The 23,399-nt window shown below is 61.6% G+C and carries 25 protein-coding genes and 1 pseudogene; 8 read left to right on the forward strand and 18 right to left on the reverse strand.

The window, feature by feature from the left end:
- Positions 1-151: 151 nt before the first annotated feature.
- The 7 genes from rseP to LB519_RS06955 form a co-directional block, all read right to left on the reverse strand.
- The gene (gene rseP / locus LB519_RS06925; RefSeq protein ID WP_024503348.1) at positions 152-1,294 is read right to left on the reverse strand and encodes an RIP metalloprotease RseP; all 1,143 of its coding nucleotides are present in this window, start codon (positions 1,292-1,294) and stop codon (positions 152-154) included.
- A gap of 103 nt (positions 1,295-1,397) precedes the next feature.
- Entirely contained in the window at positions 1,398-2,213 is an 816-nt protein-coding gene (locus LB519_RS06930; protein ID WP_013531757.1) for a phosphatidate cytidylyltransferase, read from the reverse strand.
- Positions 2,210-2,944, reverse strand: coding sequence for an isoprenyl transferase (locus LB519_RS06935; RefSeq protein WP_013531758.1), 735 nt, complete (start codon positions 2,942-2,944; stop codon positions 2,210-2,212). Before LB519_RS06935 ends, LB519_RS06930 begins: the two co-directional genes overlap by 4 nt.
- Before the next feature lie 34 nt (positions 2,945-2,978).
- Positions 2,979-3,533, reverse strand: a complete 555-nt coding sequence (gene frr, locus LB519_RS06940) for a ribosome recycling factor (RefSeq protein WP_224619212.1) — start codon at positions 3,531-3,533, stop codon at positions 2,979-2,981.
- A 98-nt stretch (positions 3,534-3,631) separates the two neighbouring features.
- Positions 3,632-4,354, reverse strand: coding sequence for a UMP kinase (pyrH, locus tag LB519_RS06945; RefSeq protein ID WP_013531760.1), 723 nt, complete (start codon positions 4,352-4,354; stop codon positions 3,632-3,634).
- Positions 4,355-4,501: 147 nt separating this feature from the next.
- Entirely contained in the window at positions 4,502-5,611 is a 1,110-nt protein-coding gene (locus LB519_RS06950) for an aldo/keto reductase (protein WP_063167967.1), read from the reverse strand.
- 37 nt (positions 5,612-5,648) lie between these two features.
- Entirely contained in the window at positions 5,649-6,176 is a 528-nt protein-coding gene (locus tag LB519_RS06955) for a nuclear transport factor 2 family protein (RefSeq protein WP_063167966.1), read from the reverse strand.
- Between the two features lie 116 nt (positions 6,177-6,292).
- On the opposite strand from LB519_RS06955, the gene LB519_RS06960 reads away from it, so the two are divergent.
- Positions 6,293-7,219, forward strand: coding sequence for a LysR family transcriptional regulator (locus LB519_RS06960; RefSeq protein WP_224619222.1), 927 nt, complete (start codon positions 6,293-6,295; stop codon positions 7,217-7,219).
- A gap of 34 nt (positions 7,220-7,253) precedes the next feature.
- On the opposite strand, the gene tsf is transcribed toward LB519_RS06960, so the two are convergent.
- The 5 genes from tsf to LB519_RS06985 all read right to left on the reverse strand — a co-directional run bounded on the left by tsf (position 7,254) and on the right by LB519_RS06985 (position 11,840).
- Complete coding sequence (tsf, locus tag LB519_RS06965; RefSeq protein WP_013531764.1) at positions 7,254-8,174, reverse strand: translation elongation factor Ts; 921 nt, start codon at positions 8,172-8,174, stop codon at positions 7,254-7,256.
- A gap of 109 nt (positions 8,175-8,283) precedes the next feature.
- The gene (rpsB, locus tag LB519_RS06970) at positions 8,284-9,072 is read right to left on the reverse strand and encodes a 30S ribosomal protein S2 (RefSeq protein ID WP_224619223.1); all 789 of its coding nucleotides are present in this window, start codon (positions 9,070-9,072) and stop codon (positions 8,284-8,286) included.
- A 202-nt stretch (positions 9,073-9,274) separates the two neighbouring features.
- Entirely contained in the window at positions 9,275-9,553 is a 279-nt protein-coding gene (locus tag LB519_RS06975) for a DUF4031 domain-containing protein (RefSeq protein WP_224619225.1), read from the reverse strand.
- Positions 9,554-9,611: 58 nt separating this feature from the next.
- The gene (locus tag LB519_RS06980) at positions 9,612-10,910 is read right to left on the reverse strand and encodes a hypothetical protein (protein ID WP_224619227.1); all 1,299 of its coding nucleotides are present in this window, start codon (positions 10,908-10,910) and stop codon (positions 9,612-9,614) included.
- Between the two features lie 102 nt (positions 10,911-11,012).
- A complete protein-coding gene (locus LB519_RS06985; RefSeq protein ID WP_013531768.1) occupies positions 11,013-11,840 on the reverse strand; it encodes a cell envelope integrity EipB family protein in 828 nt (275 codons plus the stop codon).
- A gap of 138 nt (positions 11,841-11,978) precedes the next feature.
- Here LB519_RS06985 and LB519_RS06990 point away from each other — a divergent pair, with 138 nt between their 5' ends.
- The 6 genes from LB519_RS06990 to LB519_RS07015 all read left to right on the forward strand — a co-directional run bounded on the left by LB519_RS06990 (position 11,979) and on the right by LB519_RS07015 (position 16,309).
- On the forward strand, positions 11,979-12,443 hold the full coding sequence (locus tag LB519_RS06990; RefSeq protein WP_024503354.1) for a RidA family protein: 465 nt from the start codon (positions 11,979-11,981) through the stop codon (positions 12,441-12,443).
- A gap of 14 nt (positions 12,444-12,457) precedes the next feature.
- On the forward strand, positions 12,458-13,186 hold the full coding sequence (locus tag LB519_RS06995; RefSeq protein WP_024503355.1) for a glycerophosphodiester phosphodiesterase: 729 nt from the start codon (positions 12,458-12,460) through the stop codon (positions 13,184-13,186).
- 50 nt (positions 13,187-13,236) lie between these two features.
- Positions 13,237-14,451 carry a GNAT family N-acetyltransferase gene (locus tag LB519_RS07000; protein ID WP_224619229.1) on the forward strand — a complete coding sequence of 405 codons (1,215 nt, stop codon included), beginning with the start codon at positions 13,237-13,239 and terminating at the stop codon, positions 14,449-14,451.
- Positions 14,452-14,537: 86 nt separating this feature from the next.
- Entirely contained in the window at positions 14,538-14,969 is a 432-nt protein-coding gene (locus LB519_RS07005) for an HIT family protein (protein ID WP_013531772.1), read from the forward strand.
- 203 nt (positions 14,970-15,172) lie between these two features.
- The gene (locus tag LB519_RS07010) at positions 15,173-15,733 is read left to right on the forward strand and encodes a hypothetical protein (protein ID WP_224619231.1); all 561 of its coding nucleotides are present in this window, start codon (positions 15,173-15,175) and stop codon (positions 15,731-15,733) included.
- A 6-nt stretch (positions 15,734-15,739) separates the two neighbouring features.
- Positions 15,740-16,309: a phosphatase PAP2 family protein gene (locus tag LB519_RS07015; protein WP_224619233.1), complete on the forward strand. Its 570-nt coding sequence runs from the start codon at positions 15,740-15,742 to the stop codon at positions 16,307-16,309.
- 79 nt (positions 16,310-16,388) lie between these two features.
- Here the strand turns inward: LB519_RS07015 and LB519_RS07020 are convergent.
- The 4 genes and pseudogenes from LB519_RS07020 to LB519_RS07035 form a co-directional block, all read right to left on the reverse strand.
- Positions 16,389-16,696: pseudogene (locus LB519_RS07020) on the reverse strand (phosphotransferase-like protein); the annotation flags it as partial.
- Between the two features lie 59 nt (positions 16,697-16,755).
- Positions 16,756-19,224, reverse strand: a complete 2,469-nt coding sequence (gene clpA, locus LB519_RS07025) for an ATP-dependent Clp protease ATP-binding subunit ClpA (RefSeq protein WP_013531774.1) — start codon at positions 19,222-19,224, stop codon at positions 16,756-16,758.
- A 6-nt stretch (positions 19,225-19,230) separates the two neighbouring features.
- Positions 19,231-19,560, reverse strand: coding sequence for an ATP-dependent Clp protease adapter ClpS (clpS, locus tag LB519_RS07030; protein ID WP_023812950.1), 330 nt, complete (start codon positions 19,558-19,560; stop codon positions 19,231-19,233).
- 296 nt (positions 19,561-19,856) lie between these two features.
- Positions 19,857-20,186, reverse strand: a complete 330-nt coding sequence (locus LB519_RS07035) for a phasin family protein (RefSeq protein WP_013531776.1) — start codon at positions 20,184-20,186, stop codon at positions 19,857-19,859.
- A 285-nt stretch (positions 20,187-20,471) separates the two neighbouring features.
- Between LB519_RS07035 and LB519_RS07040 the strand changes: the two genes are divergently transcribed.
- The gene (locus tag LB519_RS07040; protein WP_013531777.1) at positions 20,472-21,881 is read left to right on the forward strand and encodes a D-alanyl-D-alanine carboxypeptidase; all 1,410 of its coding nucleotides are present in this window, start codon (positions 20,472-20,474) and stop codon (positions 21,879-21,881) included.
- Between the two features lie 46 nt (positions 21,882-21,927).
- On the opposite strand, the gene LB519_RS07045 is transcribed toward LB519_RS07040, so the two are convergent.
- Together LB519_RS07045 and LB519_RS07050 are read right to left on the reverse strand one after the other, a co-directional pair.
- On the reverse strand, positions 21,928-22,626 hold the full coding sequence (locus LB519_RS07045; RefSeq protein ID WP_224619234.1) for a DnaJ domain-containing protein: 699 nt from the start codon (positions 22,624-22,626) through the stop codon (positions 21,928-21,930).
- Entirely contained in the window at positions 22,626-23,357 is a 732-nt protein-coding gene (locus LB519_RS07050; protein ID WP_027161546.1) for a hypothetical protein, read from the reverse strand. Before LB519_RS07050 ends, LB519_RS07045 begins: the two co-directional genes overlap by 1 nt.
- Positions 23,358-23,399: the final 42 nt, after the last annotated feature.

Genomic DNA, 23,399 nt, shown 5'->3' on the forward strand with positions numbered 1-23,399 from the left:
CCGTATTAACCGGATTTTCCCTACACGCAAGGCTTCTGGTTAATTTGTATTTACTTAACCCTGCGGCGTGGCTTTCGCGTCACTCATATCCCCTTGCATGGTAAACGGCGTCTCAACATCGTCCATGCAGAAGCCAAATTTCTTCATGATTTCAGCACCCAAACAGATCGTTCCAAAAAACGAACCCCATGAAGCACAGCACCAGAAGCAACCCGGCCCGATAGGCCATTTCCATCATCCGTTCCGACACCGGACGGCGAATGACAGCCTCCACCCCGTAGAACAAGAGGTGACCGCCGTCGAGGGGGGGAATCGGCAAAAGGTTCAGAATTCCGATGCCAACGGATAGCAGTGCAACCAGCTGCACGAGCCATTCGAATCCCAGTTTCGCAGCCCTGCCCGCCATGTCGGCGATCTTCACCGGACCGCCCAGCTGACATTTGTCTTCGCGCCCGACAACAAAGCGCTGCAGGAACTGGCCGGTGCGCTGGATGACGTGACCGGTTTCCTCGACCGCTGCCGCGACAGCTCCAACAGGCGTGTAGGTGATGAGCCGTGGCTGGCCGAGTTCCTTGTTGTTGACGACACCGATTACAGCGACCTTGACCTTGTTGCCGAGCGCGTCTTCCTGTTCCATCAGCCGCGGTGCCGCGGTCACAGTGACCTCCCGGCCGTCGCGCAGCATGACGAAAGTGATTGCGTCGTCCGCACGGCCCGAGACCAGGCGTTGGACGTCGCCAAAGGTTTCGACCTTGTTGCCGTCGACGCTGACGAATCGGTCGCCGGGAAGGATGCCGGCCTTCGCCGCCGGGCTGTCGGCGGTCACCTCGGCCACCATGGGCTCGGCGACATAGCGGCCATAGGCGGTGAACAGCACGGAAAAGACAACGATCGTCAGCAGGAAATTGAACAGCGGTCCGGCCACCACCGTTGCCGCGCGCTTCCAGATCGGCTGCGTGTGGAAGGCGACCTTGCGCTCTTCCGCGGTCAGCGTTTCAATTTCTTCCGACGTCGGCTGGCTCGATGTGGCGTTCATGTCGCCGACGAATTTGACATAGCCGCCAAGCGGTATCGCACACAGTTTCCAGCGCGTGCCGTGGCTGTCGTTGAAGCCGAAGAGTTCCGGGCCGAAGCCGATCGAGAAGGCCCTGACGCCGATGCCGCACCAGCGCCCGACAAGGTAATGGCCCATTTCGTGGACGAACACGACCACGGTCAGCACGAAGAGGAATGGCACCAGCGTGCCGAGGACAAAGCCTTGTGTGCTGAAAAGCGCGTGAAGAATCTCGTTCAAGACAAACCCTCAAATTCTTCCACGGCGCAGACTGCGCCGTGACTGTGACACCAATCCGGGCGAATCCAAGGCGCATCGCGCAAAGGACCTGAAATGACACCACTCAAACGGGAAACAGACCCTGCGCCGGATGATCGGCGTTCGCCGAAATCCAGCCGATGACGTATAGGGCGAATGCGGCTGCGACAAGCCCATCGACACGATCCATGACGCCGCCATGGCCCGGGATGAGCGCGCCTGAGTCCTTGCGGCCATGGCGGCGCTTGACCCAGGATTCAAACAGGTCGCCTGCCTGCGAGACAATCGACAGCACGAGCGCCACCAGGCCGAGCAATGCCAGATTGCCGACACCGGCAGCTACGGCGAGGACCAGCCCGGCGACGACGCCGCCGAGCGCACCGCCGAGCGCGCCGCTGCGCGTCTTGCCGGGCGAGATAGAGGGCGCCAGTTTCGGCCCCCCAACGGCACGGCCAACGAAATAGGCAAGGATATCGGTGGCCCAGACGACCGCAAACAGGAACAGGATGGCAATGAGGCCCGAACGATCGCCATCGCGCAGCAAGGCGAGCGACAGGCCTGAAACCGCGGCATAGGCGAGGCCGCTCGCATCCCATTGTCCGGTCTTGCGAAGCGAGGCGGCTATCGCCGTTGCGGCAACAATGGCCGCCACAAGCGGTAGCAGCCAGGAGGCGGCCAGGCCGCCGATCAAGGCGCCAACGAAGACGACCAGCAATGCTTCCGGCAGGAAGCCCAGGCCCGTGACCCCGGTCGGGCGCGACATGCGGGTCCATTCATAGAAGATCGCCGCCGATATCACGGCGCACAGCAGCCGGAACGGCAGACCGCCGATCCAGGTCAAACCGAGAGTGATGATGGCGAGCACGATCGCCGAAACGACACGCAGCTGGAGATTGCTCATCCCGCGGCCGGTCGCGAAGCGACGTCCTGGCCTCCAAGTCCGCCGAAACGGCGTTCGCGGCCAGCAAACTCACGCAAGGCCTCGGCAAGGTGCTCGCGGCTGAAGTCGGGCCAGTAGCAAGGCAGGAAGACGAGCTCGCTATAGGCGGCCTGCCACAGGAGGAAATTCGACAGCCGAAGCTCGCCGCTGGTGCGAATGACCAGTTCCGGGTCGGGAATGCCTTGCGTATCAAGCGCAACGGCAAAGCTTTCGGCAGATATCGCCTCGGCGTCGAGTTCGCCACGCGCCACGGCCAAAGCGAGCTTTTGCGCCGTGCGAACGATCTCGTCGCGTCCGCCATAGTTGAAGGCGATCACCAGCGTCAGCGATTCGTTTGCGGCCGTCAGCGTTTCGGCCTCGTCGAGCAGTCCCCTGATATCGGGCTGCAGCCCTGCCCGGTCGCCGATGATTCTAACCCGCACACCGCTCTGGTGCAGTTCGGCAAGGTCACGGCGGATGAACATTTTCAGAAGGCCCATCAGGTCGCTGACCTCGGATTTCGGCCGCGACCAGTTCTCCGACGAGAAAGCGTAGACGGTCAGGTAGGAGATGCCGAGCCCGGGTGCTGCGCGCACCGTCTTGCGCAGCGCCTCGACGCCGGCACGATGGCCCGCAAGACGAGGCAAGCCGCGCGCCTTGGCCCAGCGTCCGTTTCCGTCCATGATGATCGCGACATGCGCGGGCGTTGCCATGTTCTCGCTTTCGGGTCAGCCGGAGGCCAAGACCCTAAACCTGCATGATTTCAGCTTCCTTATCGGAAAGCAGGTGGTCGATGGTGCTGATCGTCTCGTCGGTAAGTTTCTGAACCTGGTCCGAGCGCTTGCGCTGATCGTCCTCGCTGATGTCGCCGTCCTTCTCCGCCTTCTTCAGGAAGTCCATGCCGTCGCGGCGCACATGGCGCGCGGCGACCCGGGCGTTCTCGGCGTAGGTGTGCGAGATCTTGACCAGTTCCTTGCGTCGCTGTTCGTTGAGTTCGGGAAGCGGAATCCTGAGGTTGGTGCCGTCCACGATCGGGTTGAAACCCAGATTGGATTCGCGGATCGCGCGGGCGCCCGCGCCGACCATCGACTTGTCCCATACCGATACCGAGATCATGCGCGGCTCCGGCACCGAGACGTTGGCGACCTGGTTGATCGGCATGGTGGTGCCATAGGCCTGCACCTGGATCGCATCGAGCAGATTGCTGGAGGCGCGACCGGTCCGCAGCGAAGCCAGATCATGCTTGAACGCGGCGATGGCCCCATCCATGCGCCGCTTGAGATCGTCGTACTCACCACTCATCTTTATCTCCTCGACCCGTCTAATGCGGGCTCACTGCTTCGGGGCCGTCTTCGAATCGGACCTTCGAAAACCGGTTTCCCTTCGGGCCAGGCCGCCGATCAATCGTCCGCGACGACCGTGCAGCGGCCGCCGCCCCTCAGAATATCGCCGAAACCACCTTTTTCGTGGATCGAATAGACGATTATCGGAATGTTGTTTTCGCGCGCAAGTGCAATCGCTGCAGTATCCATGATGGAAAGGCCGCGATTTATGACTTCGCCATGGCTGATGCGCTCGAAACGCGTCGCATTCGGGTCCTTCTTCGGGTCCGCCGAGTAGACGCCGTCGACCTGAGTACCCTTGAACAGTGCGTCGGCGCCAATTTCAGCCGCGCGGAGGGCGGCGGCCGAATCAGTGGTGAAGAACGGATTGCCGGTGCCGCCGGCGAAGATCACCACCTTGCCCTGGTTCATGTAGGCAGTCGCCTGGCGCTGCGAAAAGCTCTCGCAAAGTTCGGGCATGGCGATCGCCGAAAGCACCACGGCGTCGACGCCGATCTTGTTCAACGACGTGCGCAGCGCCAGCGAGTTGATCACCGTGGCAAGCATGCCCATGTGGTCGCCGGTGACACGGTCGCCGCCCTTGGAGGCAACCGCCACGCCGCGAAAGATGTTGCCGCCGCCGATGACGACGCCGACCTCGATGCCCAATGCACGCGCCTCGGCGATGTCGCCGGCGATGCGATCCACCACTGAAACGTCGATGCCGAAATGCTGCTCGCCCATCAATGCTTCGCCCGACGCTTTCAACAAGACACGTCGGTAGAGGGGCTTCACCGTCATCTGGGCCTCTTCATTTGCATGTGGCGCGTTCCGGTGGCTACCCTCGCGCAGGCGCCGCCTCGAAACAATGGCGTTCCGATACACGAAGGGCGCCGCGATGTCACGCGGCGCCCAAACGGCAAATTCGCCGGTTTCCTGTCCCATCAATCAATTGGTGGACACGCTGGCCGACTCTCCTTCGATAAGCACCGGTGACACGTAGTTGGAGGGCTTGTCGCCGGTTGTCGCGCCGCCGGTGACGCGCGCCTGTATCTGCGCGCCGAAATAGGAATAGGGAAACGGCGCTGGAGTTCTGCTGACCCTCTCCAGCCGGTCGCGATGCGCTTTCGGAATCTCGAAATCCAGCGCGCCAAGATTGTCCTGCATTTGGCTGAGCGTCGTCGCACCGAGAATGACGGTCGCGATCCCCGGCTGCGTCGCTACCCAGTTGAGCGCGACCTGAGGCATGCTGCGGCCGATCTCGGATGCGACCTTCTCGAGTTCGGCCACGATAGCCCAGTTGCGTTGCGTGAACTTTTGGAACCCCGGATGCGTCGAGTTGCGAAATCCGTCGAGCCGGCCCGCGGTTCCGGCCTGAGCCGGCCGATACTTACCGCTCAGCAGTCCGCTGGCCAGCGGGCTCCACACCATGATGCCGGCGCCATGGCGCGTGCCGAATGGCACGAACTCATTCTCGATCGCGCGTTCGGCCAATGAATATTCGAGCTGTAGCGCCGAAACCGGCTCATATCCGCGCAATTCGGCGATCGCCTGTGCGCGGCCCGCATACCAGGCGGGCACATCCGAAAGACCGACATGGCGCACCTTGCCCATCCGAACCAGGTCGTCCAGCGTGCGCATGACCTCCTCGGCCGGGGTCAGCCTGTCCCAGACATGCATGAGATAGAGATCGATATAGTCGGTCCCCAACCGTTTCAGCGAAGCATCGACGGCCCGCATGATGTTCTTGCGGCCATTGCCGCCGGCATTCGGATTGCCGGGCTGCATGTTCATGGTGAACTTGCTGGCGATCACCGCCATGTCGCGCAAGCCGCGCTCGGCGATGAATTCGCCAAGCCAGGCTTCGGCCGTGCCGTCTGTGTAGAGATCCGCCGTGTCGAAGAAATTGCCGCCCGCCTCGACATAGGCGTCGAACATCGCCCGCGCCGTATCCCTGTCGGCTCCCCAGCCCCATTCCGTGCCGAAAGTCATCGTGCCCAGCGCCAGCCGGCTGACCCTGAGGCCGCTGTTGCCAAGAGTGTAGTAGGTCATGGTCATAATCGTCTTCCAATGCTTGGTGATAGATGCCCGAGCGTCACTGGCCCGGAGTGGTCTTGACCCAGGGATTGCCGCGCTCGTGTGTCATGCGGAACGCAAAGCCATCGACCTTCCAGCCATCCGCAAAACGCGTCAGGTGATGCTCATAGGTGCCCCAGACCTCCCAAAGCGGGTCGCCATTGCCTTCCATCCGGTTCCAGGCATAGCCGTTCGACAGGACAGTCGCCGTGTCCCCTTCGAGAACGACCTGGTGATTGGTGCGCAGATGCAGGCTTGTCTTGCTGCCCTTGAGGTTGGCCGCCCAGGCGCCAATCAGGTCGTCGGAAGCGATGTTGGCCGCCGGCTGTCCGGAAAGGCTGCTGAAATCGGCAGTGGCCCGATCCGCGAAATAGCTGCGTGCAAGCTTCCAGTCCTGGGCGTCGACGGCCCGGTCGATTGCATCGGCAATGCGAATGACCGCGCGTTCGTCTGCGAGCGCCCGCCAGTCTGATGGCTCCGCCCCGCCGGCGTCCATCGGCGCCAACGCCATGCCTGCCGCGAAAGTTACGCGCTTCAACGCATTCATGTTCTTTCTCCTCGATGCCATCAGCCCATCGCCGACGTGCGGCCGGCAATGTGGACCGCTCGGCCGACATCGATAAGATTGCATTGTTCGCATGGACCATGCGATATCATGCATGAATGGACCGGGACCTGCTCACCCACTTGCCTGTGATCGTCGCCGTGGCCCGACGCGGCGGCTTTGCGCTTGCCGCCGCCGAACTCGGCATGAGCCCTTCGGCAGTCAGCCATGCGGTGCGCATTGTCGAAGAGCGGATCGGCCAGCCTTTGTTCGCACGGACGACGCGCAGCGTTTCGCTCACCGAGGCCGGCAAGGCGCTGGTGGAAACGGCGGCTCCGGCCCTCCAGGATATTGCCGAGCGGATGGACCGTATCCGCAGCGTCAAAGGCAGGCCGTCTGGCCTGCTCAGGATCAACGCCTCCAACATCGCCATACCATTGGCGGTGACGCCGGTGGTCGCCGCGATGGCCGAGCGCTATCCGGAGGTTACCGTCGAGGTCTTCGCTGACCAGGGTCTGGTTGATATCGTCGGCGAAGGCTTCGATGCCGGCATCCGGCTTGGCGAGATGATCGCCCAGGACATGGTCGCGGTCCGGCTGACGCCGCCGTTCTCCGTCGTCATCGTGGCCTCGCCCGCTTATGTCGGACGGCACGGCCGTCCCAGCAGCGTTGCCGATTTGGCGAACCACAATTGTATTGGCTACCGGCTCGTCCGCTCCGGTGCGCTCTATCGCTGGGATCTGATCGAGGATGGCAAGGACATCGCCATGGAGACGCGGGGCAGCGTTGTCGTGACGGATTCGCTCGCAGCAATCGATCTTGCGCTTGCAGGCGTCGGGCTTGCCTATGTCTTCGAGCCGCTGGCGCGCGCCGATCTTGCCGCGGGCCGCCTGGTCCAGGTGCTGCCGCAGACGGCGATCGAGGAACCGGGGCTATTCCTCTATTTCCCGCGCCGGGCGTCAATGGCGCCGAAGCTCAGGGCCTTTATCGACACCGCACAAGAAATCGGCCGGGCATCCTTGCGGACACCCGGCCGAGTTGCCTGAGCTGAGAAGCCCCTTCAGGGGCTATTTGTAAGGATTATTTCTTCACCGCAGCCGCGACTTCCGCCGCGAAATCGGTCTCTTCCTTTTCAATGCCTTCGCCGAGCGCAAAGCGCAGATAGGCGGAAATCTTGGCCGGAGCGCCGATTTCCTTCTCGGCATCCTTCAGTGCCTGCTCGACAGTGATGTCGGGATTGAGCACGAAGGCCTGCTTCAGGAGCACGACTTCCTCATAGAACTTGCGTAGGCGGCCTTCGACCATCTTTTCGATGATCGCTTCCGGCTTGCCGGACTGGCGCGCCTGATCGGCGAAGATCGCCTTCTCGCGCTCGACCGCAGCCGGATCGATCTGCTCGGCCGTCAGCGCCAGCGGGTTGGTGGCGGCGACATGCATGGCAACCTGGCGGCCAAAGGCATTGGCGGCATGCTCATTGCCCGTGGTCTCGATCGCGACCAGAACGCCGAGCTTGCCAAGACCATCGGCAACTGCGTTGTGGACGTAGGTGGCGACAGCACCGTGCGGGACGGTGAGCTTGGCCGAGCGGCGGAAGCCCATGTTTTCGCCGATGGTGCCGACAGCGTCCTTGATGGTGTCGGCAACCGACTTGTCGGAACCTGGATACTTTGCGGCGGCCACAGCCTCCGTCGTGCCGTAGGCCAGCGCAACCTTGGCAACATTGGCGACGATTTCCTGAAACGCGGCGTTGCGGGCAACGAAGTCGGTCTCGGAATTGACTTCCACGACGGCAGCCTCGCGCACGCCGTTGTCGACGCCGATCAGGCCCTCAGCCGCGGTGCGGCCAGCCTTCTTGTCAGCCTTGGAGATACCCTTCTTGCGCAGCCAGTCGACGGCCTCTTCCATGTTGCCGTTGGTCTCGGTCAACGCCGCCTTGCAATCCATCATGCCCGCGCCGGTCAAGTCGCGGAGTTCTTTGACCTGTGCAGCCGAAATGCTCATTGTCGCCTCTTTGTTTTAAATGCACCGACGCACCATCGGTATTCGATGGTGCGTCTGTTTAGCGTGCCAGAATATGAGAAAGATGAAGGCCGCAACCGGCCTTCGATTATCAAGCTTCCGGAGCGTCTGCAGCCGGGGCCGGAGCCGGGTCGAGCGCGGGTTCGACGGGAGCTTCGATCGAAGCGCCGATGTCGACGCCGAGCGCGCCCTGCTGACGGGCGATGCCGTCGATCGCAGCCTTGGCGATCAGATCGCAATAGAGCTGGATGGCGCGGGCCGCGTCGTCATTGCCGGGGATCGGGAAGTCGATCTTGTCCGGATCGCAGTTCGAATCGATGATGGCGACGACCGGGATGCCGAGGCGCTTGGCCTCGAGAATGGCGATCGCTTCCTTGTTGGTGTCGATCACGAACATCAGGTCGGGCGTCGAGCCCATGTCCTTGATGCCGCCCAGCGCCTTGTCGAGCTTCTCGCGCTCGCGGTCGAGGTTCAGGCGTTCCTTCTTGGTCAACCCTTGCGCCTCGCCGGCCAGCATCTCGTCGAGCTTGCGCAGGCGCTGGATCGAATTCGAGATCGTCTTCCAGTTGGTCAGCATGCCGCCGAGCCAACGCGAGTTGACGTAGTACTGAGCCGAACGCTGTGCCGCATCGGCGACGATGTCGGACGCCTGGCGCTTGGTGCCGACGAACAGCACGCGGCCGCCCTTGGCGACGGTCTCGGAAACCTGCTTCAGCGCCTGGTGCAGCAAAGGCACCGTCTGCGAGAGGTCGATGATGTGGATGTTGTTGCGGGCGCCATAGATGTAGGGCGCCATTTTCGGGTTCCAGCGATGGGTCTGGTGGCCGAAGTGAATGCCAGCTTCCAAAAGCTGGCGCATGCTGAAATCAGGCAGTGCCATTCAAAGTTCCTTTCCGGTTAGCCTCCACGGACACAGGCATTTTTGGACTTTGTCCTCGAACGCCACCGGAGGTTTCAGCCGGATTTCTCCCGGGCAGACACCAAAGTCCGTGTGTGGAATGAGCGCGCATATAGAGGGGATGCGCGATAAACGCAAGCGCCGTGGGACCTGTGTGCGGCGTGCGACGATCCGCGCGCTGCCGTCAGCGCCTTATCTTGCCGTTCGGCACCCGCACCCGCCGGAAGACCGCGACGATCTCCTCGCGGCTGCATTCGATGGCGCCGAGCCGCACCGCTCGGTCACGCTCGAAGCCGGTTATGTCATAATGCGGCGCCGATGTCTTGGGCGGCCCCTGGTAAGATGAGCGCTTGACGCCAAGATGCGCGGCAAAGCGATGCAACTCGTCGGTGTCGTCGGCCAACAGATGGCACCAGCGATGGCCGGCCCAGTTCCAGATCGCTGCGTCGACATAGGCTGCCATAAAGCTTGCTGTCTGCCTTCCATCCGTCACGACAGTCGGCCACATGGCCCGGCTGATGTCAGTGACGATAGAATGGATTCGGATAGAAAATGAAGCCGCCATTGGCTGCAAGCTCGGCGACGATGTTGGTGACTGTATCCTGCATGCGACGGTGCAGATCGGCAACCGCATCGTCGATCGAGCCCGTATGCTCATGCAAGCCCAGTGCCTCCGGCACCCGGATGTGGGCGCAACGCGGCCCGGCCGGCTGCGGAACGAACCGGTTCATCGTGTCGCGCAGCCCGCCCCGACAATAGTCGTTGCGGATCCGCTTCAGATGTTCGGCGATCTCCTCCTGGCTAATGCGCGGATTGGCGCAGGCCCAGGGTCCGACGCGTTGCAGCCTCTGAACCCTATCGACGAGCGCGCGGACCTGCCTTTGCCGTTCGGCATCGCCAGTGTTTTCGCGCTGCCAGCGACGCGCCCGCCGCAGAAGCTCGGTGATGTCGGCGACATCAATGTCGGCTGAGATGCTTTTGCCGAGCTGGCGGCTGAGCTCGGTGACCAAAACCCTCTGACGCTGGGCATAGGAAGCGCTTTGGTCGAACGGCATGCCGCTGGCAGCTTCATCGCGGGCCAGCAGTGTCGAATAGACATGGTGAATGCGCTGCGGCAGCGTGTCGGTCGCCTGGCGTTCTATTTTGAGGTTTTTCTCGACATAGGCGCATTCCTTCGCCAGTGCCGCTTCGACGTTGCCGGTGAAGGCAAGCTTCCAGACGACGGGCGCGATCCAGACCTTGAAATTGGGATCCGTGGCCCGACCGCGCTTGAGGGCTTCCAGTCCCATCTCGACGGCACCCGGCAGCAAAGGCGCAACGACATTGGCATGCCAGCCGACGCCGCCTTCGGGATGCAGCAGCACGCCATGGCCTTTCAGGGCCCAGGCGATCGAGTGTTCCTTCGCTGCCCCGCTGTTGCCGGGTATCTGGGCGATCAGATTGTTGGCAAGCCAGAACTTCTGCATCAGCCGGCCAAGGCCGTTGACGACACCATTGGTCGCCCATGAGGCCGTGAGCGGGCTGACCTGCGACACGATTTCCTTGTCGATCATCCAGTCGGTGAAGAACTCGGGATGATTGGGCGTGATGAAGGTCGCCTTCCCTGCCCCGCAACTGGCCTTCAGCCGCTCAAGATCGGCGTCGGGAAAGTCGATATGGCGGACATTTGAGACGCCGCGCAGACCGGCCAGGCGATTGAACGGCAACAGATCCCGAAACCCGGGAATGCCGCGCAGCATGACGATCCGGTTGACGGATGTCATGGCCCTGATCAGTGCCGGGTTGGGCCGCGGCGCGACGAACGTATCGATCCTGCTCAAGCTGATCCCCCTCGCGCCTGGACGCTGGGAAGCAGGTTGGGAGACGATTGCGGCACGTTCAAGTCGTTCGTTACGACCACGCCGTGCCGTGGCAAACGGGCACTATTTGGCGGGACAAGGTTTTGTCTGGTCGAACAGCGACAGGTTGACCAGCTTGCCGGTCATCGAGAAGTCGCCATAGTCCATGACGAGATCGCGGGTGATGCCGTTCTCATGCAGCTTGAAGCTGATACGGTATTCCGGAACCTCTTCGCCGGTCTTGTTGGTGTCGTCGAAATAGGCGATGTCGACCGGCCAGTATTTGTCGGTGGCGAGCTTTGCCAGTGCCGAAGCTTCCGGGTCGGCCTTGTCGGCATCGGTTTTCTTGCCGACAACGACGGTGGTGGTCATCACCTTGTTGGCGTCTTCGGAACCGTCGAACAGGTTGGTTTCGTAAAAATTCTCGCCTTTTTCGGCCTTGCCGATCAATTCGACCAAATGCTGGGTCGGGAATTGGGTTGTCGCGAGCTCGACGCTGTTCTTTTCAGGCTTGTCGATGTCGACCTTCAGGCCCTTGGTTTCTTTCGTGGCGATGCCCTTGACCTCCTTGTCGAGATTCTGGTCGACGAAGGACTTTGTCACGAACGAAAAGGTCTTGCCCTCGGCATCCTCGAAAGTGGTCGTCTGCTGGTCGGTCAACCTAGTGTTGTCGGCGGTGACGATCTGGGTGACGAAACGGAATTTCACCGTATAGCCTTCACAGGCCGAGCCATTGAACTCATAGACCATGCGGCCGGATATGCCCGTGATGCCGGACTGATCGGAAGCCTTTTTCAGGGTAAGATCGTAAACGGCGCGGTGGGCTTGCAGCGCCGGCGCCGCGAAGACAGGACCTATCGAGAATATCCCCGACAACAGGACGGCATGGAATGCGAGGCGCGTTGCGCGCATGAGGTACTCCGATCGTCGCGACTGATGGCAGGCCGCAGGGAAAGATGGTCCAGCTTAAAAAAAGTCGTGGCGGAAGCGAGGCAAAAATAGCAATTTCGGCCCGGCCGGCGCGGCGTCACCAAGCAATAGGGAAATACCATGAGTGAAACAATCGAAAAGCGGCTAAGCGATCTGGGCGTGACGCTTCCCGTCGCCGCCGCGCCCGCCGCCAACTACGTGCCCTATTGCAGGACCGGCAATTTGCTGTTCACTGCCGGGCAATTGCCGCTCAAGGACGGCAAGCTGCAGGCGAGCGGGCTGCTCGGCCGCGACGTCGACACGGCAGGCGGCAAGGACGCGGCAAAATACTGCGCGATCAACATCCTGGCGCAGGCCAAGGCAGCACTCGGCGACCTCGAGAAGATCAGCCGTCTGGTGAAGATCACCGTTTTCGTCGCCTCGTCACCCGAGTTCGTCGAGCAGCATCTGGTTGCCAACGGCGCCTCCGATTTCCTGGTCGCCGCCCTTGGCGAGCGCGGCAAGCATGCACGCTCCGCCGTCGGCACGGCCTGCCTGCCGCTTAATGCCGCAGTGGAAATCGAAGCCATCTTCGAAGTCGCATGAGCCAGGGTACAGATATGACCGACCTATCCTGGCTGACCGCCCGGCCCGTTGCCCACCGCGGCTTCCACGACATGAACAAGACGCGCTGGGAAAACACGCTGTCGGCCTTCGCCGCAGCCGCCGAACGCGGCTACGCCATCGAATGCGACGTGCACCTGTCGTCCGACCGCGTTCCCGTCATCATCCATGACGGCGATCTCAAGCGCCTGACCGGCCAGGATGGTTTCGTCTGGCAGCGTACCGCAGCTGAACTCGCGGCGCTCAGGGTCGGTGGCACGGCGGACCATGTGCCGACGCTGCAGGAAGCGCTCGACCTGGTCGATGGCCGCGTGCCACTGGTCGTCGAGCTGAAAGGCACGCCCGGCTATGACGAAGGCCTGGTGGCAAGCGTCGGCAAGATGCTCAAGCGCTACAAGGGCAAGGCGGCGATCATGTCGTTCGACCATTGGCTGGTCCGCGATTTTCCGAAGGACGCGCCGGGTATCCCAGGGGGTCTCACCGCCTACGGCAAGGACGTCGGGTTGATCGAGGCGCATTTCGCCATGCTGGCGCATGAGATCGCCTTCACCTCCTACGCCGCCGGCGACCTGCCAAACCCATTTGTCAGCTTCGTGCGTGAAAGGCTGAAAATGCCTGTTATCACCTGGACGGTGCATGACCAGCCGGCGGTCGACCTGACCTTCAGATATGCCGATCAGATGACGTTCGAAGGGTTCGAACCCGATCTGGTCAAAGTCGCCTGAGTGTCTGAAACGTGACTTGCACCAGGCCGGACGGAGGTTAAATAAGCCTCATGGATCAGGGCGACGAGGGTGACGGACAAACGGCCAATGCGGACTATTCGATCCGCGTCGCCGCCGGCATCGGCGCCTTCACCTGTGATGAATGGAATGGCTTTGCGGGAACTGCGCGCGGCGATTTAGAAACCAGCTACAATCCTTTGGTTTCATTCGCTTTTCTAGGCGCGCTTGAAGATTCTGGATGCGCCGTGCGGCGTACCGGCTGGCAGGGCCACCACCTCCGGCTGGAGGATGGGCAAGGCAGATTGCTGGGCGCGGTGCCCTGTTATCTCAAATCGCACAGCCAGGGCGAATATGTGTTCGACCATGGCTGGTCGGATGCGTTCGAACGCGCCGGTGGCCGTTACTATCCCAAACTGCAAAGTGCCGTGCCGTTCTCCCCGGTCACCGGCCCTCGCCTGCTGGTCACCAGGGGCGAGGACAGTGCCAAGGTGAAGGCCGGTCTCGCGGCGGGCCTAAAGGCGGTGACGCAAAAGCTCGGTGTCTCTTCCGCACATGTCACCTTCGCGCAAGAGAGCGATGTGGAGGTGCTGGAAGCAGCCGGTTTCCTGCACCGCACGGACCAGCAATTCCATTTCTTCAACGAAGGCTTTTCAACCTATGACGACTTCCTCGCCACCCTTGCCTCGCGCAAGCGAAAGGCGATGAAAAAGGAAAGGCGCGAAGCGCTTGCCCCAGGCATTTCAATCGACCGGCTGACCGGCAAGGACCTCACGGAGAAAGCCTGGGACGATTTCTTCGCCTTCTACATGGACACCGGCAGTCGCAAATGGGGCCGGCCCTATCTCAATCGTCAATTCTTCTCGATGATCGGCGAGCGCATGGCCGACGACATCCTGCTGGTGATGGCCAGGCGCAACGGGCGCTATATCGCCGGCGCGATCAATTTCATCGGTTCGGATGCACTTTATGGCCGCAACTGGGGCTGCATCGAGGACCATCCCTTCCTGCATTTCGAGGTCTGCTATCACCAGGCGATCGACTTCGCCATCGAGCGCAAGCTCAAGGTGGTCGAGGCGGGAGCGCAGGGCGAGCACAAGCTGGCGCGCGGCTACCGGCCGGTGACCATGCATTCCGCGCACTACATTGCGCACCCAGGCCTGCGCAACGCCGTCGCCGACTATCTTCGGCGCGAACGGCAGGAGGTGGAGCGGATGAGCGAATATCTGGAAGAGCATACCCCGTTCCGCAAGGATCTCGAGGAGTAGCCCCGGCTGGCCGGCTGGGGGGCGACGATTATCTTGCCGAATTTCGACGCCTTCGCTACACGAAGGCACAATCCGGAGCGTTCGCCATGACCGAGGCCGCCTACGATACCGACAACATTTTCGCCAAGATCCTGCGCGGCGAAATTCCCTCGCACCGTGTCTACGAGGATGACGCGGTCATCGCCTTCATGGATGTGATGCCGCAGGGGCCCGGCCATACGCTGGTGGTGCCGAAAGCGCCGTCGCGCAACCTTCTCGATGCCGATCCGTCAATTTTCGGCCATCTCTTGAGCGCCGTTCAGAAAGTGGCGCTGGCGGTGAAAAAGGCCTTCGGCGCCGATGGCGTCACCGTCATGCAGTTCAATGAGCCGGCCTCAGGGCAGACCGTCTATCATCTGCATGTGCATGTCATTCCGCGCTTCGACGGCATCCCGCTGAAGCCGCACACGGGCGAGATGGAGAAGCCGGAGATTCTGGTCGGTAACGCCGAAAAGATACGGACTGCACTCAAAAATTGAGAGCGGGAGGTCCGCCAATGATGTGGTGGACCGGGTCGAGAATATCGGACTGACAAGCGCCGTTCAGTCCAGAAGCCGATTCTAATGCCCGGCCGTGCCCAGTGCCGACTCAACCGTTTGCAACTCTAATCGTCTGATTAGGAAATATCGAACCATCTCACGGTAAAATGCTAACGCGTGGCGAGCTGTGGGGCTTCAAAACCATGGAACATTCGGTTGCGGCATCGGCCCCACTGGCGGGGGCAATTGTCGAGCGTGCTTTTCTTGGCATCTTGGCGGATGCCTTTTGGCGACACCGGCTGCTGCACGCTATGGGTGCCGCTGCGCTGCTTCTGGCAAGCGCAGTCGGGTGGCACACTGGAAACATGCCGGATTTCGGCGTTCTGGAGGAATACGCTGAGTATCTTTTCATCGCCTTCTGGATTTGCGGCTCAGCCTTTGCACTTGGGACGCTTCTCCATCTTGCGCTGGTCCAGCGGGATACCGAACCGCTGCACACCTTCCTCAAGTCACTGGGTAGATTCTTTGGCGACGCCGAACGCATTGCCAACAGCCTGAATGGCCTGGGTGCGGGTCTTGCCTTCATATCCGCGATCGGTGTGTTGAAGGGAGCCATTGCAATCCTCTCTCCGTTTGCATGGGACAAGGCATTGGCTCAGGCCGACCGCATCCTGCATTTCGGTCGAGCCCCGCACGAATGGTTGTGGTTTATCGTCCAGTCGCCGCTTGCATTGAAGATCATCAACATCGCTTACAATTTCTGATTCGTCGTGCTCATTACCGCGGTTTTCACCGTGTGCATCGCACGCAAGGATACGAAGCTGCGTCACCAGTTCCTGATGAGCTTCATGACGGTGTGGACGCTGGGTGGCTTCTTCCTCGCGATGGGCCTGTCGTCGGCTGGCCCTTGCTTTTACGAGCGATTGGGGTTCGGCAACGACTTTCACGCCCTCATGCAAGCACTCGCCACCGCCGATCGCATCTATCCAATCTGGGCGCTCAACACGCAGGATATGCTGTGGGGTGGCTACACCGGCGCAACTACCGGCAGCGTCGGTATATCCGCCTTCCCATCCCTGCACGTTGCGATGGCGGTGCTGTTCGCTCTCTATGCAACGCGGCGGTCTCGGCTGGCCGGTGTTGTGATGTGGTTATTCGCGGGCGTCATTATGGTCGGATCCGTCGTGCTTGGCTGGCACTATGCCGTGGATGGCTATGCGGGCGCATCCCTGATGGTCGCGATCTGGAAGGCGTGCGGATATTTGCTGACCCGTTTCGAGTCGGACAGCGCGGCCGCTGAGAGCTCCACCATGCAATCGCCGGCCCTTTGCGGGATGTAAATTCGCCGATCTGGACGAACTCGCCTGCGGCGGCATGCCGGTCAAAACGCCTCAAGGGCGGCGCTGGATGGGTTGGACATTTCCGAAACGCTGTTCGATACGGTCCTTGCCGAAGCTGCTCTGCGAGCGTGTCCGCGCATTGCCCAGGGCTCAGGAGCGACGTGTCGACTTCCAGATCGTACACGCCGGGCCGGTGCACCTCTTCCTGCCACAGGCGCGCCATCGGGCCGCAATCCCATCCCGGATCGATAGCGCGGCGGCATGGCCTGCTCGCAAACGTCGACACCGAGATTGATCCAGACGCTATCGAAGCACTCCTGAACAGCCTTGGCGATGCTTGTTTTCCGATCGCGGCGCACCGTTCAGGATGATGATCTGGCCGATTATGCCTACCCTCGCTCCAATAAAAAAGCCCCGTCTCCGGGGCTTTTTTGACTTTCGTAAGCTCAGTTCTTTCGGGGCAGTTGTGGCACCAGGCTGCGCTTGCCGCCGTCCTTGCCCTTGGCTTCGGGCTTCTGCGCCACCAGCTTCTTGGCCGCCGGCTTTTTCACCACGGCCTTTCTGGACTTCGGCGTTTCTTCCGGCTCTTCCTTCTTCGGCTTCACCGGCGCCTCGTCGGCCAGCGATTCGAGCTTCAGGCCGGTCTCGCCGGTTTCCTTCTTCTCGACGGTGACGCGCACCGTGCCGCCCTTCTTGAGCTTGCCGAACAGCACCTCGTCGGCCAATGGCTTCTTGATGTGCTCCTGGATCACACGACCGAGCGGCCGCGCGCCCATGCGCTCATCATAGCCCTTGTCGGCGAGCCAGGCGATCGCGTCCGCCGACAGGTCGAAGGTGACGCCACGCTCGGAAAGCTGGGCCTCGAGCTGCATGACGAACTTCTGCACCACCTGATGGATGACCGGCACCGGCAGCGAGCCGAACGGGATGATCGCATCGAGACGGTTGCGGAACTCCGGCGTGAACAGCCGGTTGATCGCCTCGACATCGTCGCCTTCGCGCTTGGTCGAGCCGAAGCCGATCGCCGCGCGCTGCGCATCCGACGCACCCGCATTGGTGGTCATGATCAGGATCACATTGCGGAAGTCGATCTGCTTGCCGTTGTGGTCGGTCAGCTTGCCATGGTCCATAACCTGCAACAGGATGTTGAACAGGTCCGGATGCGCCTTCTCGACCTCGTCCAGCAACAGCACGCAATGCGGATGCTGGTCGACGCCGTCCGTCAGAAGACCGCCCTGGTCGAAGCCGACATAGCCGGGAGGAGCACCGATCAGCCGCGACACGGTGTGGCGCTCCATATATTCCGACATGTCGAAGCGGATCAGCTCCACGCCGAGCGACGCGGCCAACTGCTTGGCCACTTCGGTCTTGCCGACGCCGGTCGGGCCGGAGAACAGGTAGGAGCCGATCGGCTTCTCCGGTTCGCGCAGGCCGGCACGCGCCAGCTTGATCGCCGAGGTCAGTGCGGTGATCGCAGTGTCCTGGCCATAGACGACTCGCTTCAGCTCGATATCGAGGCCCTGCAGCACCTTCTCGTCGTCGGCCGAAACCGTCTTCGGCGGGATGCGGGCCATGGTGGCGATCGTCGCCTCGATCTCCTTGATGCCGATAGTCTTCTTGCGCTTGGCTTCCGGCACCAGCATCTGCGAGGCGCCGGTCTCGTCGATCACGTCGATCGCCTTGTCCGGCAGCTTGCGGTCGTTGATGTAGCGTGCCGACAGTTCCACCGAGGCCTTGATCGCCTCGTTGGTGAACTTCACCTTGTGGAACTCCTCATAATAGGGCTTGAGGCCCTTCATGATCTCGATCGCGTCCTCGATGGTCGGCTCGTTGACGTCGATCTTCTGGAAGCGCCGCACCAAGGCACGGTCCTTCTCGAAGAACTGGCGGAATTCCTTGTAAGTGGTCGAGCCGATGCAGCGGATCGCACCCGACGACAGCGCCGGCTTCAACAGGTTGGACGCATCCATGGCGCCGCCTGAAGTCGCCCCTGCCCCGATCACCGTGTGGATCTCGTCGATGAACAGCACGGCGCCAGGATAATCCTCGAGCTCCTTGACGACCTGCTTCAGCCGTTCCTCGAAATCACCGCGATAGCGCGTGCCGGCGAGCAGCGTGCCCATGTCGAGCGCGAAGATGGTGGCATTGTGCAGCACTTCGGGAACGTCGCCCTCGACGATGCGCTTGGCCAGGCCCTCGGCGATCGCCGTCTTGCCGACGCCGGGGTCACCGACATAGAGCGGGTTGTTCTTGGAGCGGCGGCACAGCACCTGGATCGTGCGGTTGATCTCGGACTCGCGGCCGATCAGCGGATCGATCTTGCCGGCCTTGGCCTTGTTGTTGAGGTTGACGCAATAAGCCGTCAGCGCGTCCTGCTGCTGCTTCTTCTTGCCGCCTTCCTCTTGCGGCTCGGCGCCGTTCTGGCCGCCCTGCTCGTCGTCGGCGCCGCGCGGCGAGCGTGTCTCCGACGCGCCCGGACGCTTGGCAATGCCGTGCGAGATGTAGTTGACCGCATCGTAGCGGGTCATCTGCTGTTCCTGCAGGAAATAGGCGGCATGGCTCTCGCGCTCGGCGAAGATGGCGACGAGCACGTTGGCGCCCGAAACCTCCTCGCGGCCAGAAGACTGCACATGGATCACCGCGCGCTGGATGACGCGCTGGAAACCGGCCGTCGGCTTGGAGTCCTCGTCGTAACCGGTGACGAGGTTGTCCAGCTCGGTGTCGATATAGGTGAGAACCGTATGCTTGAGCTCATCGAGATCGACATTGCAGGCGCGCATGACGGCGGCCGCCTCGGTGTCGTCGATGAGCGCGAGCAGCAGATGTTCTAGGGTTGCATATTCATGGTGCCGCTCATTGGCGAGCGTCAGCGCCTGGTGAAGCGCCTTTTCCAGGCCTTGGGAGAAAGCCGGCATGTTACCTCACTTCTTCTCCATCACGCATTGCAGCGGATGCTGATTCTGTCGGGCGAAATCCATGACCTGGGACACTTTGGTCTCGGCCACCTCGAATGTATAGACCCCGCACTCGCCCACTCCATGATTGTGAACATGAAGCATGATGCGTGTGGCGGCTTCGCGATCCTTCTGGAAAAAACGCTCCAGCACGTGAACCACGAACTCCATCGGAGTGTAGTCGTCGTTGAGGATGAGGACCCGATAAAGGCTGGGCTTCTTGGTCTTGGTTTTGGTGCGCGTGATAACGGCCGTCCCACGGCCGGCCCCATTGCCGTTACCGTCGCCGTCTTGCATTCGCACCACGCGTCTCGTGGCAGTCAAACCGATCGTCACGTATTCCTGCCTCTTTCGATTCCCCATGCGAGTTCGACATGTAGGTGTTCGATGTACGATTTTAAGCCCTTCTGGTTAGCTGACAATATGGCTAGGTCACCAAACTTGGACGATTTTCGCAATCGTGAAGGGGCGCGAGGCTCTGGAACGGAAATTGACACGAAAAAGCCCGGCCACGTTTCCACGGCCGGGCTTTTTCTCGGGTCAAAAGGCTGAATCTGGGTCACGTCAGGCGAAATCAGTTCGCCCGGGCGAAATTACTTCGCCTTGGCAACGATCGATTCGAATGGCTTGTAGGCTTCCTTGGCGAGTTCGGCATAGAGATCGCCAATCTTGGTGGCCTCGGCGACGAAAGCCTCATAGGACTGCTTGGCATAGTCCGACTGGATCTCGATGGCCTTTTCCAGCGACTTGGCTGAAAACAGCTTCTCCACAGTGGCGCTGCCGGTTTCAAAACTCTTCTTGGTGTATTCACCAGCCTCGGTGGCAATCGCCTGTGCGCCCTTGGAGAGCGACGCGAAGCTCTTCAATCCGGTGTCGGCGAACTCTTTGCCGTATTTGCTGAAGTCCTCATAGGTCTGGGTCATTTCACGATTCCCTTGACGGTTGAGGCGTCCTTCTTCGGGGCGCCCTTGTGCAATGCAAGATAATATATTGTGCGCCGCACAAAAGTCAAGATTTCGCGGGCTTGCGGACCCGCCTGCGCAGCCAATGGCTAAAAATCGAATAAAGAGAGCTTCAAGCACGAAGAAAATGGTGAACGCGGCGGTTACCATAAACGGATTGGTAACGCTGCGCCGGTAGCTTGGCCGGAAGCGAGGCAGGACCCTTTGCCGCCTCCAACGCAACGAAGAAATCCAAGGGAAGTACCAGTGCGTAAGGCGTTGTTGGGCATCGTTTCCAAATCCACCTCCCCTCTCAAAACGATGATGATCATCGCCTTGGCGATGACATTCGTTTTTGGAGACGTTGCCTCGTCGCTGGCGGCCAAGCAGGCGGCCATCGTCGTGGATGCCAAGACTGGCAAGGTGCTTTACTCCGCAGATGCCAACGGCAGGCGCTATCCAGCTTCGCTGACCAAGATGATGACGCTGTACCTGACCTTCGAAGCGATGGCGAAGGGCAAGATCAGCAGGAATACGCCAGTGGTGTTTTCCGCCAAGGCCTCCGCCGAGGCGCCGACGAAACTTGGCGTGAAGCCGGGCGGTTCGGTCACGGTCGAGACCGCGATCCTGTCGATCGTCACCAAGTCGGCGAACGACTCGGCCACCGCGCTCGGCGAAATGCTCGGCGGCAATGAAACCACTTTTGCCCGCATGATGACCGCCAAGGCGCGTGCGCTGGGCATGAACGGCACCGTGTTCCGCAACGCCAATGGCCTGCCAGACCCTGGCCAGTTCACCACCGCGCGCGACATGGCGACGCTCGGCATCGCGCTGCGCGAGCATTTTCCGCAGTATTACGGCTATTTCTCGCAGCGCTCCTTTCTCTACGGGCGTCAGCGCATCAACGGTCACAATCGCCTGCTCGGACGCATCAAGGGTGTCGACGGCATCAAGACAGGCTACACCCGCGCCTCCGGCTTCAACCTCGTCTCGTCGGTTTCCGACGGCAATCGCCGCATCGTCGGCGTGGTCATGGGCGGCAGTTCCGGCCGCAGCCGCGACAATCAGATGGCCAGCTTGATCAACACCTATCTGCCGAGGGCATCGACTCGCGGCGGTGGCGATCTGGTGGCCAAGGCCGGCGGCAACAACCCGGTCACCGCCCTCGCCCAGGTTCTCCTGCCCAAGCATGACGCTCCGACGCCCGATGACAAGCCTGTTGTGGCGCAGGACGACGCCACCGTCGCCGAGGACGCCACGGTCGCGGAAGACGATACCCCGCAGGCCGAAGAAGCAGCCCCCGTCGTCAAGACCAGAAAGGTCAAGACCGTCATCGTTTCAGCCCCCCAGGTCGCGACGGCCCAGGTCGTCGCTGCCTATGCCGAGCCAACGCCAGCGGCCGTCGACCCGGTCAACACGGCGTCGGTGCCGTCGGGCTGGGCCATTCAGGTCGCCTCGTCGCCAAAGCAGTCCGAGGCACAGGCCTTCCTCGACAAGACCACCAAGCAGGCGCCCAAGGTGCTGGCCGACGCCTCCGGCTTCACCGTCGCCTTCGACAAGGACGGCGTCACCTACTATCGCGCCCGCTTCGGCGGCTTCGGTTCGAAGACCGCCGCCTGGAAGGCCTGCACCGCTTTGAAGAAGAAGAACATCGAGTGCTACGCCGTCCAGCAGTAGGACGGCGTGGAAATCATCTCCCGGAAAAATTCTGCGTCGAAGGAGACTAGTTGTGATTGGAGAGCAAGACGTCCTTGGCTTCGTTAATCCGCGCCGCCAGGAAAGACGTGCCGCCGACATCGGGGTGCAGGCGCTGCATCAGGCGGCGGTGCGCCTTGCGGACATCCGCCGCGGCGGCCCCCGCTTCAAGACCAAGGACCTTGTAGGCCTCCTCCTTAGTCATGGCGCCCGGACCTGGCGCAACACCCAGCCCTTCGCCACCGTTCGTCTCAGTGTTTTTGCGCCAGACGGGAAATCTGCCGTCAAGATACGTCTCTAGCAACTGCCGGCTCTCCGGATCACCGGAGAGTTCGCGGTAGAGATGCTGCAATTCCATCAGCCCCATCGCGCCAAGCATCTTGCCTTCGTGGCGGCCAGCCAGGACCAGTCCTTCGAGGCCGCCGGTATCGTGATCGAGCTCCATTTCCAATGCCGCTGTGCGCACCGTCGAGCGTTTGCCCGGCGCAAGCCCCGCCGGCTGGCGTTTCATTCGCATGGAACCATACCAGGCAATTGCCGCGGTGAGGATCATGCCGCCGACGCCTTCACGGCCGACCACCAGCACGGCGACGCCGACAACTGCCAGAAGAGCCGGCCCGAGCGTTCGCAGCGTGCCCGCCAGTTTCGCCGGCTCGGCACGCAGAAAGATCGTCACCGCGCCGAGCAACAGCAAAAGCAACGCTACAAAAGCGATGATTGCGCCCATTATTTTCCGCCGCCCCGCAGATGCTCGATCATCAGCCGGTCTTCCGGCCTGCCTCTGGCTTCGAGCGCCTTCAACCCGCCGGTCGCGAACACGGCGACAGCCGAAAGCAGTCCGGCCAGGGTCGCGGCAGCCCGCCGATCAAACCGGAACCAGGCCCCCTTGGACAGCCGCGCAACCTCTTTGAACGCCTTTTCCGCGCTGGAATCATGGCCTTCCTGAAAGACGAAGACAGGAACGCCATGAAGGCCGAGGCTGCCGGCCTTTTCGGCCAGATCGTCGATATCCTCTTCCATCGCATCGCCGATATAGACCAGCGCATTGACCTTAGCGGTTGCCGTCTGTTTCAACGCATGCGCCAGCACCTTGCCGATCTGGGTATGACCGCTGCGGCACTCGATCCGCGTCATCAGCTGCTTCAAGGCATTGGTGTCGCTCACGAAAGCGGACGAACGGCATTCGCCAAGACCGCGAAAATAAACCAGTTGCACGCTGAGGGTTCCTGCCTTGCCGACGGCGTCGAACATCTGGCCCTGCAGCGTGCAGGCCAGATCCCATGTCGGCTGGCGGCTCATCGTCGCGTCGAGAGCAAGGATCAGCCTGCCCGAACCGGTCGCCGATGCGGCAAGTGTCCTCGCCTGGCGAATGAAGGCGTCGATCTCGCCAGCGTTGGATTGAGGCTTGATCGGCGCAGGATTGGTCCTCGCTGGCACAGGTTGCTTCTTATCGCTCATAAAAAACAAGATGTGGCGTTGCCACATCGCTTGCAAGCCCCA

Source organism: Mesorhizobium sp. AD1-1 (genome assembly GCF_020164655.1).
In the GTDB taxonomy this organism is placed as follows: Bacteria; Pseudomonadota; Alphaproteobacteria; order Rhizobiales; family Rhizobiaceae; genus Mesorhizobium; species Mesorhizobium ciceri.

Coding starts and splice junctions, on each gene's coding strand:
- LB519_RS06930 (WP_013531757.1), bottom strand. CDS start 2,213: ATGAGCAATCTCCAGCTGCGTGTCGTTTCGGCGATCGTGCTCGCCATC.
- LB519_RS06935 (WP_013531758.1), bottom strand. CDS start 2,944: ATGGCAACGCCCGCGCATGTCGCGATCATCATGGACGGAAACGGACGC.
- frr (WP_224619212.1), bottom strand. CDS start 3,533: ATGAGTGGTGAGTACGACGATCTCAAGCGGCGCATGGATGGGGCCATC.
- pyrH (WP_013531760.1), bottom strand. CDS start 4,354: ATGACGGTGAAGCCCCTCTACCGACGTGTCTTGTTGAAAGCGTCGGGC.
- LB519_RS06950 (WP_063167967.1), bottom strand. CDS start 5,611: ATGACCATGACCTACTACACTCTTGGCAACAGCGGCCTCAGGGTCAGC.
- LB519_RS06955 (WP_063167966.1), bottom strand. CDS start 6,176: ATGAATGCGTTGAAGCGCGTAACTTTCGCGGCAGGCATGGCGTTGGCG.
- LB519_RS06960 (WP_224619222.1), top strand. CDS start 6,293: ATGGACCGGGACCTGCTCACCCACTTGCCTGTGATCGTCGCCGTGGCC.
- tsf (WP_013531764.1), bottom strand. CDS start 8,174: ATGAGCATTTCGGCTGCACAGGTCAAAGAACTCCGCGACTTGACCGGC.
- rpsB (WP_224619223.1), bottom strand. CDS start 9,072: ATGGCACTGCCTGATTTCAGCATGCGCCAGCTTTTGGAAGCTGGCATT.
- LB519_RS06975 (WP_224619225.1), bottom strand. CDS start 9,553: ATGGCAGCCTATGTCGACGCAGCGATCTGGAACTGGGCCGGCCATCGC.
- LB519_RS06985 (WP_013531768.1), bottom strand. CDS start 11,840: ATGCGCGCAACGCGCCTCGCATTCCATGCCGTCCTGTTGTCGGGGATA.
- LB519_RS06990 (WP_024503354.1), top strand. CDS start 11,979: ATGAGTGAAACAATCGAAAAGCGGCTAAGCGATCTGGGCGTGACGCTT.
- LB519_RS06995 (WP_024503355.1), top strand. CDS start 12,458: ATGACCGACCTATCCTGGCTGACCGCCCGGCCCGTTGCCCACCGCGGC.
- LB519_RS07000 (WP_224619229.1), top strand. CDS start 13,237: ATGGATCAGGGCGACGAGGGTGACGGACAAACGGCCAATGCGGACTAT.
- LB519_RS07005 (WP_013531772.1), top strand. CDS start 14,538: ATGACCGAGGCCGCCTACGATACCGACAACATTTTCGCCAAGATCCTG.
- LB519_RS07010 (WP_224619231.1), top strand. CDS start 15,173: ATGGAACATTCGGTTGCGGCATCGGCCCCACTGGCGGGGGCAATTGTC.
- clpA (WP_013531774.1), bottom strand. CDS start 19,224: ATGCCGGCTTTCTCCCAAGGCCTGGAAAAGGCGCTTCACCAGGCGCTG.
- clpS (WP_023812950.1), bottom strand. CDS start 19,560: ATGCAAGACGGCGACGGTAACGGCAATGGGGCCGGCCGTGGGACGGCC.
- LB519_RS07035 (WP_013531776.1), bottom strand. CDS start 20,186: ATGACCCAGACCTATGAGGACTTCAGCAAATACGGCAAAGAGTTCGCC.
- LB519_RS07045 (WP_224619234.1), bottom strand. CDS start 22,626: ATGGGCGCAATCATCGCTTTTGTAGCGTTGCTTTTGCTGTTGCTCGGC.
- LB519_RS07050 (WP_027161546.1), bottom strand. CDS start 23,357: ATGAGCGATAAGAAGCAACCTGTGCCAGCGAGGACCAATCCTGCGCCG.